8 protein-coding genes are annotated in these 11,484 nt (G+C 69.7%); 1 reads left to right on the forward strand and 7 read right to left on the reverse strand.

The features are described from left to right. Positions 1-11: 11 nt before the first annotated feature. Complete coding sequence (locus tag RUGAMON1_RS18810) at positions 12-1,160, forward strand: hypothetical protein (RefSeq protein ID WP_445231944.1); 1,149 nt, start codon at positions 12-14, stop codon at positions 1,158-1,160. Here RUGAMON1_RS18810 and RUGAMON1_RS18815 read toward each other — a convergent pair. The 7 genes from RUGAMON1_RS18815 to RUGAMON1_RS18845 are packed head-to-tail and all read right to left on the reverse strand — an operon-like array spanning position 1,157 to position 11,484. Then, the gene (locus RUGAMON1_RS18815) at positions 1,157-1,903 is read right to left on the reverse strand and encodes a class I SAM-dependent methyltransferase (RefSeq protein WP_445231945.1); all 747 of its coding nucleotides are present in this window, start codon (positions 1,901-1,903) and stop codon (positions 1,157-1,159) included. The two genes, RUGAMON1_RS18810 and RUGAMON1_RS18815, sit on opposite strands and share 4 nt — an antisense overlap. A 12-nt stretch (positions 1,904-1,915) precedes the next feature. Beyond that, a complete protein-coding gene (locus RUGAMON1_RS18820; protein WP_445231946.1) occupies positions 1,916-4,387 on the reverse strand; it encodes a glycosyltransferase in 2,472 nt (823 codons plus the stop codon). Next, on the reverse strand, positions 4,384-5,592 hold the full coding sequence (locus RUGAMON1_RS18825) for a TIGR04063 family PEP-CTERM/XrtA system glycosyltransferase (protein ID WP_445232082.1): 1,209 nt from the start codon (positions 5,590-5,592) through the stop codon (positions 4,384-4,386). Before RUGAMON1_RS18825 ends, RUGAMON1_RS18820 begins: the two co-directional genes overlap by 4 nt. A gap of 2 nt (positions 5,593-5,594) precedes the next feature. Next, a complete protein-coding gene (locus RUGAMON1_RS18830) occupies positions 5,595-7,520 on the reverse strand; it encodes an XrtA/PEP-CTERM system amidotransferase (protein WP_445231947.1) in 1,926 nt (641 codons plus the stop codon). 10 nt (positions 7,521-7,530) lie between these two features. Beyond that, entirely contained in the window at positions 7,531-8,703 is a 1,173-nt protein-coding gene (locus tag RUGAMON1_RS18835) for a TIGR03088 family PEP-CTERM/XrtA system glycosyltransferase (protein ID WP_445231948.1), read from the reverse strand. After that, on the reverse strand, positions 8,687-10,258 hold the full coding sequence (gene xrtA, locus RUGAMON1_RS18840; RefSeq protein ID WP_445231949.1) for an exosortase A: 1,572 nt from the start codon (positions 10,256-10,258) through the stop codon (positions 8,687-8,689). The genes RUGAMON1_RS18835 and xrtA overlap by 17 nt, the downstream gene beginning before the upstream one ends. Beyond that, the gene (locus tag RUGAMON1_RS18845; protein ID WP_445231950.1) at positions 10,255-11,484 is read right to left on the reverse strand and encodes a TIGR03087 family PEP-CTERM/XrtA system glycosyltransferase; all 1,230 of its coding nucleotides are present in this window, start codon (positions 11,482-11,484) and stop codon (positions 10,255-10,257) included. Before RUGAMON1_RS18845 ends, xrtA begins: the two co-directional genes overlap by 4 nt.

Genomic DNA, 11,484 nt, shown 5'->3' on the forward strand with positions numbered 1-11,484 from the left:
GGCGCAACTATGTGACCGTATTTTGCGCCAGCAGCACATTCGTGGTTGCTGGAGTGATGGGGCTGAACTACCAGGTCGATCCGTATCTGACCCATCAATGGCAAACGCCGCGGATGCAGCAGTTGGGGCCCAGCTGGGAAAAGCTTAGCGCCTGGGGCAAAACCTATGCGCTGGCGAAATTCAAGCCGGCGGTGCTGTACGTCGGGAATTCCCGGACGGAATTGGGCTTGCCGACCAGGGCCGAGCCGTTTCCCGATCTCGATGTGTTCAACGGCGCGCTGTCCGGTGCTTCGCTGGGCGACGCGATGGCGATGGTCGACCATGCGGCGAAGCTGGGACAGCTGAAAACGCTGGTCTGGGGCATCGACGCGCCGTCGTTCACGATGGAGATCGGCAACAGGGACTTCGACCGCGAGCTGGTGGCCAATGGCCCACTGTACCTGTGGCGGCGCGCCTTGATCAATGCCAAGCGGGCCTTCGCGTTCGACATGACGGAGGACTCCATCCGTGTGCTGCGCGGGACCTTCGGTGGCGTTTGCCATTCCAGCCTGGCGTCCTATGGGCAACGGAACGATGCCTGTGCATACGGGCGCATCGAGGAGCTGGGCGGGACCGGGGCGGTCATCGTCCCGCGGGTGCGGGATTACCTGCGCGGCACCGGGCCGACGGACGAGGCGATGCGGGCGCTGGATCGCAGCATGGCCGATGTGTGCGGCGCCGGCACCCGCGTCCGCTTGTACCTCAATCCGACCCACGCCATGACCACCGACGCCCTGTATTGGGCCGGCAAATGGCCGGCCATGGAAGCCTGGCAGCGCTCGCTGGCGAGCATGGGGCAACGCTATCGCGCCGCCGGCTGCGATTTGCGTATCTTCGACTTTTCCGGCTTCAACAGCGTGACCACCGAGGCCATCCCGCAAGTGAGCCGGCGGCCCGACATGCAGTACTACTGGGAGACTTCGCACTATCGCAGCAATGTGGGGGCCATGGTGCTGGCGCGGATGTTCGGCGGCGACGACGCGCCGGCCGATTTTGGCGTCGAGCTGAGTCCGGAAAAGCTGGCGGCGCATCAGGCGGCGATGCGCCTGGCGCGCGATCGCTATCACCTGGCCCATCCCGTCGAAACCAGCATGGCGCGTGAGATCGCCGCCGAACGCTAGGGCTTGCGCAGCAGCGCGCAGCCTTTCTCGCAAGCCTGGGTGGTGTATGCCAGCGCCGGAAATGCCTGACGCCAGCGCTGCAGTATCGCTTGCTCGTCGGCGCGAGCGGCGTCATCGAGGAAGACGGCGGCGCCGGCGTTCAAGCGGGGAAAAAGCAGCGGCCCTGCCGGGAAACGCGCCTGGGGACGGGTTGCCTGCGGCGGCCCGTCGATCACCAGCAGGTCGATGACCGGCAACTCGGGAAGCTGCGCCAGATCGTACCAGGGCCAGGATAGTCCGTCGATGTCGTACGGTGTCAACGGCGCGTCGACGACGGTGGCCCAATCTTGTAGCCCGTGGCGGTGCAACTGGGCACGCGTCTGCGCGGCGAACTGACGGTCGTGCTCCAGGCTATAGACTTTGCCGCCGCCGTTCAGCTGCATGCAGCGCGCCAGCACCAGCGTGGATATGCCGCTGCTGCATTCCACCACAGTCGCCTGGTGCAGCGTGCGGGCGTGGCGCGCCACCTCCAATAGAAAGTCGGGCGAGGCGGCCCAGCCGCGCGTCGGCGGCAGGCTGTGTTTGAGGTCGAGCTCGACGTACAGGCCTTGCAGGGCTTCCAGCTGGCGGAACAGGCCGGCCTGGCCGTGGTGGTACTGGTCGCGCACATCGTACAGCAGGATGTGCACGTTGCGCAGCTTGTGCAATGCGTAGAGCGAAACGGCCAGCAGCAAAGTCAGCGCGGTGAAGGCGAGTATGGGCATGTCGGTTCCTGTTCAGTTGGCGACCACTTTGCTGATCACGTAGCGGTGTTTGCCGGACGCTTCCGCCGGTATCTCGGCCACCTCTTCAATCAGTATTTCCACCGACGCGCCGAGACGCGCGCGGAACTGGCGGATGATGTCTATCCTGATCACCGCCGGCAAGCCGCTGACGCTGACCAGCAGCACGCGGGTGATGTCCAGGCTTTCCTGGATGATCTTGAAGGCGCGTATCTGCGGCAGGTCGCGCAGCACGTAGATCAGCGCCAGGCCGTGCATGACGGTGCCGTCGCGCGCCACGACGAAATCGGTGACCCGTCCCTCGACCCGCTTCAGCAGCGGCAAGCCGCGTCCGCAAGGACAGGGGCGGGTGTCGAGCGCGCCGACGTCGCCTGTGGCGTAGCGGATGAAGGGGAAGTCGCGGCTGGCGAGGTGGGTGACCACGATGGCGCCGCTGTCGCCGGGCGCGACGGGCGCGCCTTGCGGATCGACGATTTCAAGGATGACGTCCTCGGCGGTGATGTGCAGGCCGCCCTCGGGACACTCATGGGCCAGGAAGCCGGCGTCGCGGCCGCCGTAGCCGTTGGCGACCGGCGCGGCGAACGCCTGCTCGAGCAAGGCGCGCTGCTCGTCGTACAGCCGTTCGGCGGTGACGAACACCACTTTGACGCCCAGGCCGTCCAGCGCCACCCGCCGCGCCTGCGCGTGCCTGACCAGCAGGCAGATGGCCGACGGGTAGCCGAACAGCATGGCCGGGCGCTGGCGTTGCAGGCGGCCCAGGTAGTCGTCGAGGCGGGCGGCCGACAGCTCGAAGGCCGGCAGCAGCAGGCTGCGCAGCATCCGGTCGCGCCGCATGCGCCAGCGGTCCTGCGTCTTGAGTTCGATCGGCGAGCCCCACATCACCGCCTCGGGATCGCCGATGTCGACGCCCCACCAGCGCGTGGCGCGCCATTTGGCGGCGACGTCGTGGCTGACGCGGCCCTTGCCCTGGTAGAAGATCAGCGGCTCGCCGCTGGAGCCGCCCGTGTTGAAGCGCTGCAGCGGCCCGGCATCGTCGGCGACGAATTCGTCGCGGTGGTGATTGATGTCCGCCTTGTGGATGATGGGCAGCCCGCGCAGGTCGCGCAGCTCGCGCACGCGGGTGGCGTCGAAGTTGAGGCTGGCGTACAGCTGGCGGAAATACGGCACATGTTCGGACGCGTGCAGCAGCAGGGCGCGCAGGCGCTGCACGCGCAACGCTTCCAGCCGCTCGGGCGGCCACCACTGGGTTTGCTCCAGGTGGCGCCGCAGCGCCACGCTGCCGTGCTGCTTGAGCATTTCATGCAGCGGAAACAGCAGCCGCGACACCAGCGCCGTGTAGCCGCTGGCCGGCGGCCGCTTGAGCACGCGCCGGTATTGCGCCATCAGCAAGGGCGCGACCTGCGGCCAGGCGTAGCGCCGGGCCTCGGCTTTGCCGGCCTCGGCCAGCGTGCGCGCCAGCGGCGGCGCCCGCAGGATGTCCAGCATGGCCTCGGCCATGGCCTGCGCGTCCTGCGGCGGCACCAGCAGGCCGTTGACGCCGTCGCGCACCAGATACGGTATGCCGCCGACCGCCGTGCTGACCACCGGCACGCCGCTGGCCCAGGCCTCCAGTATCGAGATCGGCATGTTGTCGGCCAGGCTGGCGTTGAGCGCCAGGTCGCTCCGGCGGTACAGGGCCGCCATGGCGGCGTTGTCCAGCTTGCCGGTGAAGCGCACCGCGTCGTCCAGCTCCAGCGTGCGGGCCAGCTGCTGCAAGCGCTGCAATTCGGGGCCGTCGCCGCAGATGGTCAGGCTGGCCAGCGGCAGGCTGCGGCGCACGATGGCGAAGGCGCGGATCGCCGTCGCCTGGTCGTAGAGCGGCTCCAGATGGCGGGCCACCAGGATGGCGGCGTGCGGCGGCGGCAGGCCGGCCGGGTGGAAGCGCGCCAGGTCGACGATGTTGGGCACGATCTGCGCGCTCATGCCGTGCAGGGCGAAGACGTCGGCGAGGAAGGCCGACGGCACGATCAGCGCGTGCGCCCGGCGCATGGTGTAGCGCACCAGGGCGGCGCGCCGCTTGAGAAAATCCATGGCCTCGCCGCCGCGATAGTTGACCAGCACGCCTTTGCCGCGCAGGCGGGCGATCCAGATGGCCGGCGCCGCGTGCAAGTGCCACGACCAGCCGGAGTTGGCCATGACGTGCACCAGCTGCGCCTGGCCGGCGGCGCGCCACAAGCGCCACAGATAGGGCGCCAGCCGCAGCGCCGCGCGCAGCCCGCGCACCGAGCGCAGCCACGACGGCTGCACCGGCAGGTTGACCGGCACCAGGTCGACCTCGGCGCCGGCCTCGCGCAGCAGCCCGGCGAGCTGTTCGGTTTGGTTGGCCATGCCGCCTGCCGGCGGCGGCAGCGGCCCCACCAGCGCGATGCGGCGGCCGGCGATGGGCGCGGCGCGCAGGCCGGCGGACGACGGATGCGGGCCGTTCATACGCTGCGCGCGCGCAGGCGCTGATAAATGGGGGCGTAGCGGGCCACGCTGGCCGGCCAGTTGCGTTCGCTCTCGACGTAGGCGCGCGCGCGCTGGCGCAGCGCCGGCCAGCTGTCGGCCTGGCGCAGCAGCTGCAGCACCTGGGCGGCCAGCGCCTCGGCGTCGCCGGCTTTGAACAGCATGCCGGTCCGGCCATGTTCGATCAGCTCGCGGTGGCCGCCGACGTCCGAGGCCAGCACCAGCCGGCCCTGGGCCATCGCCTCCAGCGGCTTGAGCGGCGTCACCAGCTCCGTCAGCCGCATCGGCAGGCGCGGATAGACCAGCATGTCGGCCAGCTGATAATAGTCGGCGATGCGTTCGTGCGGCACCCGGCCGGTGAATTTGACGTGGCCGCGCAAACCCAGGCGCTCGACCAGCGCGCGCAGTTCGGCCTCCTGCGGGCCGCCGCCGACCAGCAGCAGCCGCACCGAGGGCGCGCCGGACAGCACGCGCGGCATGGCCTCGATCAGCAGCGCCAGGCCTTCGTAGGCGTAGAACGAGCCGATGAACGCCAGCACCGGATGGTTGTCCAGTCCCAGGCTGAGGGACAGTTTTTCCGGCGCGCGGGTGGCGGCGGCAAACTGCTCGCCATCGACCGAGTTCGGAATCACCGTGACCTTGGCGGCCGGGATGCCGCGCGCGACGATATCGTTGCGCAAGCCTTCGCAGATGGTGGTGATGGCGTCGGCCCGGCGCAGGACGTGGCTTTCCAGCGCGCGCGTCAGGCGGTAGCGCAGGCCGCCGGCGCGGCTGGTGCCATGGTCGGCGGCGGCGTCCTCCCAGAAGGCGCGGATTTCGTAGACCACCGGTATGCCCAGCGCGCGCCCCACGCGCAGCGCGGCGACGCCGTTGAGCGCGGGCGAGTGCGCGTGCAGCACGTGCGGGCGCGCCTTGGCGGCGATCGTCATCAGGCGCTGCTGCAAGCCCAGCACCACGCTCCAGTGGCGCAGCAGCGGCAGCCGCGCCCACCAGCGGACCAGCGGCGGGGTGCGGAAGAAATGCCAGCCGTCGACTTCCTGTTCGCGCTGGCCGCCGCCTTGCTTGGCGCTGGTCAGGTGGATGGTGTGCCAGCCCAGCTTGCGCTGCTGGCGCAAGATCGCCAGCGTGCGGAAGGTGTATCCGCTGTGCAGCGGCAGCGAATGATCGAGGATGTGCAGTACGCGCATCGTCATGCCGCTTGCCGGATCAGGTTGCGCGGCGCGGCCGCGGGCAGCTGGCGCAGGAAGGATTCGAACATCAGCAAGGACCACAGCGGGGCGCTGTGGTCGCGCCGGCCGGACAGGTGCTGCGCCAGCAGCGTCTGCACATGGTCGAGATTGAACAGGCCGCAATCGGCCAGCACCGGACTGCCCAGGCTGCGTTCAAGATGGGCGCGCAACGGGCCGCGGAACCAGGCGGCCAGCGGCACCGAGAAGCCCATCTTGTTGCGGTACAGCAGTTCCTTGGGCAGATGCTGCTCGAGCCCGCGTTTGAACAGGTATTTGCCGACGCCGCCGCGCAGCTTCAGGTCCGGCGGCAGGCTGGACATCCACTCGACCAGGCTGTGGTCCAGCAGCGGCACCCGCACCTCCAGCCCGTGCGCCATGCTGGCGCGGTCGACCTTGGTGAGGATGTCGCCGGGCAGGTAGGTTTTCAGGTCCAGGTACTGGATGCGCGACAGGGCGTCCGCGGCAGGGCAGTCGCGGGCGTGGCGGTACAGCACTTGCTGCGCATGGTAGCCGCCCAGCTCGCGCCTGAGCGCGGGGCTGAACAGCGCCCGGCGCATATTGTCGTCCATGATGCTGACGCTGTGAAAATAGGCCGACACGCTGTCCCTGGCCAGCGCCTCGAAGGTGGTCTTGGCGCGCAGCGGGCGCGGCGCCCAGTCGGCCTTGGGATAGAGGCGGCCGAGGGCGCCGAACAGCGGCCGGCGCAAGCCCAGCGGCAGCAGCGTGCGCCAGCGTTCCTCGTGCAGATGCCAGCGGTAGCGCCGGTAGCCGGCCAGGTTCTCGTCGCCGCCGTCGCCCGACAGGGCCACCGTCACGCGCTGGCGGGCCAGCTCGCAGACGCGGTAGGTCGGCAGCGCGGAGCTGTCGGCATAGGGTTCGTCGTACAGGCCGGCCAGGCGGTCGACCAGGCTGATATCGTGTTGTTCGACGCGCTGCAGGTGGTGGCGGGTGCCGTAGCGTTCGGCGATCATTTGGGCGTAGGACGTTTCGTCGAACTGCGGATCGCCGAAGGATATCGAGCAGGTGTTGACCGGCGCCGCCGACTCCTGCGCCATCATCGCCACCACCGCGCTGGAATCGACGCCGCCGGACAGGAAGGCGCCCAACGGCACCTCGGCCACCAGCCGGATGCGCACCGCTTCGCGCAGGCGCGCCAGCAGTTCGTCGGCCGCCTGCGCCACGCTCGGCGCCGGCCGGACCTCGAACGGGATGTCCCAGTAGCGCCGCGGCGCCGGCAGCGGCTGCCCCTTGCGCAGCAACAATGTGTGGCCGGGCGCCAGCTTGCGCACCTGGCGGAAAATGGCGCGCGGTTCGGGAATGTAGCCGTAGGCGAAGTACTCCTCGACCGCCAGCGGGTCGAGCTCGCGCCGCAGTCCCGGGTGCAGCAGCAGCGCCTTGATCTCCGAGGCGAACAGCAGCTGGCCGTCGTCGAGCAAGGCGTAGTGCAGCGGCTTGACGCCCAGCCGGTCGCGCGCCAGGAACAGCGTCTGCTGGCGCCGGTCCCACAGCGCGAAGGCGAACATGCCGCGAAAACGGTCGACGCAGCGCTCGCCCCATTGCTCCCACGCGTGCACGATGACTTCGGTATCGCAATGGGTGCGGAAGGTATGGCCGAATTGCTGCAGTTCGCGCATCAGGGCCTGGAAATTATAGATCTCGCCGTTGTAGACCACGGCCACGCTGTGGTCTTCGTTGAACAGCGGCTGCTGGCCGCCGCCCAGGTCGATGATGGACAGGCGCCGGTGGCCCAGCCCGACGCCCGGCTCCAGATGGGTGCCGCCCTGGTCGGGGCCGCGGTGGCGCTGGCGCTCGGTCATGGCGTGCAGCATGCCGGCGTCGATGTCGGCATGGCGGTAAAGGTCGTAGATCCCTGCGATGGCGCACATGGCGGTCCTTTCATCGGTCGCGTTGCGGTGGGGCGGCGAGGGCGTCGTAGACGGCCAGGTAGGCGTCGGCCATGGCGTTCATGCTGTATTCGGCCAGCACCCGCCGGCGGCCGCGCTGGCCGTGGCTGCCGGCCAGCGCGGGCAGGCGGTAGTAGTCGTTGATGGCGTCGGCCAGCATGGCCGGCGCGCTCACCGGCACCAGCGTGCCGGTCCAGCCGCTGTAGACCAGGTCGGGGTTGCCGCCGACGGCGGTGGCCACCACCGGCAAGCCGGTCGCCATCGCCTCCAGGATGGAGTTGGACATGCCTTCGGCCAGCGACGGTTGAACGAACACGTCCATCGCCCGCAGCAGTTGCGGGATGTCGTCGCGCTGGCCCGGCAGCCAGGCCAGCTCTTCCATGCCGGCCTGGCGCAGCAAGTCCTGGCAGGCCTGGCGGCAAGGGCCGTCGCCGACGATGAGCAGGCGCAGGCGCTCGCGCGGCAGCGCATGCTCGGCGATCAGCAGGATGAAGGCTTGCACCAGCGACAGGTGGTCCTTGACCTCGACCATGCGGCCGACGCTGCCGATGACGAAGGCGTCCTCGCACAGAAAGCCCGGCGGGCCGACGGCGGCGGGCGGCCCCAGGCGGGGGTGGAATTCCAGGCTGTCGACGCCGTTGCGGATGTGGGTGACGTGTTGCGGCGGGGCGCCTATCGTGCCGATCAGCCAGGTCTCCAGGTCCTTGCTGACGGCGATGAAATGCCCGATCAGCGGCCGCAGCAGCTTGCGCAGCCAGCGGTATTTCGGGCTCAGGCCGTACAAGTCGTCCATGTCGCGGCCGTGCTCGCCGTGCACACGCAGACGCACGCCCGCCACGGCGGCCAGCAACTGGCCTTCGATGCCGGCCAGGTTGCGGGTGTGGATCATCAGCGGGCGCAGCCGCTTGAGCGTGTGGAACAGCCGCAGATAATGGCCCCAGTCCTTGCCTTCGCGCTTGTGAATGCTGATGATTTCGACGCCGGGGCGCTGGATGCGCAGATGGTAGTCGGTGTAGTCGCGCAGGCAGACGATGGCGTGGCGGTAGCGGTCCGGCGGCAGATGGTTGATCAGGTTGATCAGGCCGTTCTCCAGCCCGCCCACGTCGAGGCGATGGATCAGGTGCACGATCAGCGGTGCGGCGACCAGTTCAGCGTCCGGCGACATGGGCTAGTCCTTGTTCGATGGCGGGTTGCATGGCGGAGAGCAGTGCCTGCATGGCCTGGGCGGCCTGCTCGGTTTGTTCGTCATAGCGCGCGGCGACGGCGATCTCGGCGCCGTCGTCGCCGTCGCCGAGCAGTTTGCTGCGCGCCAGCAGCAGCTTGAGCAGCAAGGGGCTGCCGGTGTCGCGCCGCGCCTGGCGGTACCAGCGCCACACGAGCACCCTGGTCTCGCCGGACTGGACAATGGTTTGGCGCACCCGCAGGCTCTGCTGGCCCAGGTGGATCTGCCTGCTGGTTTCGGCCATTTCCTTCCATGCCGGCCCGGCGGCCGGCGGATTCCATACCTGGGTCAGCAGTTCCTCGCCTTTCGATTGGTGGCGATACCAGGTCAGTTGCAGCGAGACCTGTTGCGCGCCGTCGCTGTAGTTGGCGGACCAGCGTTGCGGCTGTCCCGCATGCCGGACCCGCCAGTCGCCGGCCTGCATGGCGCTGGCCTGCCACGGCGCCGGCGGCGGCGCCAGCGTCAGCGGCGACGCGGCGTGGCGGTCGGCCGCCGGCGGCCGCAGGGCGATCCGGGCCAGCTGCGGCCACAGGGCGACGCACAGCACGCCCGCCAGCGCGGCCGCCAGGCAGGCCGACGGCCGCGGCCCCGGTGCGCGGTCCGGCGCGCCGGCGGCCGCCGCACGCGGCGGCGGCGGCCCGGCATCGCGCCAGCGCCCGCCCACCCAGAACATCAAGCTGGCGACCAGGCCGAAAAACAGCCAGCCGTAGATCAGGTGGTCGATGCCGACGGCCAGCGTCATGTTGCTGTAGTGGCCGATCAGCACGATCATAAAGGCGCGCAGGCCGTTGGCGACGATGGGCAACAGCAGCGCGACCACGATGAAGGCGGCCCGCCGCAAACGGCTGCGGTAGGTCAGGTAGGCATACAGCGTGCCGAGCGCGACCGACGCGATCAGATAGCGCAGGCCGCTGCACGCTTCCTCCACCGACCAGTTTCCGCTGGGCAGCGACAGGTAGCTGTTGTCGCGGAACACCGGGATGCCGGCCAGCTGCAAGGCGCCCACCGTGAAGCCGGCGGTGAATTCAATCAGCGGCGCGATGAACACTTCGCCGAAAGGCACGGCAAGCAGCAGATAGGCCAGCGGGAAGGAGACCGCGCCGGCGTAGCGCCAACCCAGCACCAGCGCGACCAGCGCGGCGGCCATCAGCACCAGGCTGTACTGCTGCAGCACCGGCACGTTGGCGATCGCGGCCAGGAACCAGAGCAGGCCCAACAGCGCCAGCGGCAGCAGCACCACCGGCGCCGGGCGCAGCGGCAGGCCGGCCAGTTCGGCGCGCTGGCGCCAGATCAGCCAGATGCAGACCGGCGGCACCAGCAAGCCGTGGGCGAAGGTTTGCGAATGCCACCACTGGTTGATCATCGCGCCGGCCGTCGGCCAGTATGCGGCCAGCAGCCCGGCCAGCGCCAACAGCAGGCAGGCGTGCGGCCAGGGGCGGGCCGGGCTGGCCGACGGCTCGAACCGCGGCGCGCGGACGGGGGACAGGGCGGCGGTCATGGCATCGGCTCCGCCGGATGGCGCTCGGGCGCGCCGACGTTGAGCACCACGCCCAGCCGCTCGAGATTGCTGCTCCACTGATAGTCGCGCAGCACGTGCTGGCGCGCCGCCGCGCCCAGATCGCCCGCGGTCCGCAACTGCCGGCCGATGTGGTCGATGAACTCGACGGCCCCGGTGGCGCTGACGACGTCCCGTCCCGGCACGGCGGACAAGCCCTCCAGCGCCTGCGGGGTCGCCACCACGGTCTTGCCCATGGCCATCGCTTCGAGCACCTTGTTCTGGATGCCGCGCGCAATTTGCAGCGGCGCCACCGCCAGCGCCGCGTGCTGCAGATAGGGGCGGACATCGGGCACGGTGCCGCTGACATGGATGCCCGGCAGGCGTGCCAGCGCCATCACCGCGGGGCTGGGGCGGGCGCCGACGATGTGGAACTGCAGCGCTGGAAACTCCTGGCGCAGCGCGGGCATGACGCGCTGCGCCAGCCAGCTGACGGCCTCGATATTCGGCCGGTAATCCATGGCGCCGGTGAACACCAGCGCGCGCGCGCCGCGGTAGGGATCCGGCGCGTCGGGCTGCGGTGAAAAATACTGGCTGTCGACGCCGTTGCTGAAGTGACCGGTCTTGTGCCCGGATTCCGGCGCCCGCCGGCGAAACAGCTCGGCTTCGGCGCGCGAGACCAGCAGTGTCTGGTCGAAGCTGCGGGCGGCGGCGCGTTCGAACTCCAGCAGGCTGCGGCCCTCGCGCCGGTACAGCGACGACAGCGGCCAAGTGCGGTCGTCGGCGTAGTGTTGCCATTTCTCGGAATCGACATCGACCAGGTCCAGCACCCGGTGCAGCGGGCCGCGCGCGGTGCGGGCCGGCAGGTATTGCGCCATGGGACCGGAGAAGGCCAGCGCGCTGTCGATGCGATGGCGCTTCAGCGCGTCGGCCACCCACGCGCGCAGCGCCGGGTGGCGATAGTAGGCGACGCTGAGGGCTTCGCCGCGCCACAAGGCCGGCACGCTGGCGAGCCGCGCCAGGTGCGGATGCAGGCGGACGAAGCAGCTGCTGGCGCAATCGGCCGCCAGGTGCTCCGCGTGGCCCAGATCGGCGGCATCGTCGATGAAGCTACCCAGGTGCACGCGGAAATGCCGTTGCAGGTAGCGCAGCACGTGGTAGGCGCGGATCTTGTCCCCCTTGTTGGGAGGGTAGGGGATGCGATGCGTCAAGTACAGCAGGTCGCGCAT

It is taken from the genome of Duganella rhizosphaerae, assembly GCF_040364205.1.
Taxonomy (GTDB): Bacteria; Pseudomonadota; Gammaproteobacteria; order Burkholderiales; family Burkholderiaceae_D; genus Rugamonas; species Rugamonas rhizosphaerae.

Coding starts and splice junctions, on each gene's coding strand:
- RUGAMON1_RS18825 (WP_445232082.1), bottom strand. CDS start 5,592: ATGCGCGTACTGCACATCCTCGATCATTCGCTGCCGCTGCACAGCGGA.
- RUGAMON1_RS18815 (WP_445231945.1), bottom strand. CDS start 1,903: ATGCCCATACTCGCCTTCACCGCGCTGACTTTGCTGCTGGCCGTTTCG.
- xrtA (WP_445231949.1), bottom strand. CDS start 10,258: ATGACCGCCGCCCTGTCCCCCGTCCGCGCGCCGCGGTTCGAGCCGTCG.
- RUGAMON1_RS18845 (WP_445231950.1), bottom strand. CDS start 11,484: ATGCGCGACCTGCTGTACTTGACGCATCGCATCCCCTACCCTCCCAAC.
- RUGAMON1_RS18830 (WP_445231947.1), bottom strand. CDS start 7,520: ATGTGCGCCATCGCAGGGATCTACGACCTTTACCGCCATGCCGACATC.
- RUGAMON1_RS18820 (WP_445231946.1), bottom strand. CDS start 4,387: ATGAACGGCCCGCATCCGTCGTCCGCCGGCCTGCGCGCCGCGCCCATC.
- RUGAMON1_RS18835 (WP_445231948.1), bottom strand. CDS start 8,703: ATGTCGCCGGACGCTGAACTGGTCGCCGCACCGCTGATCGTGCACCTG.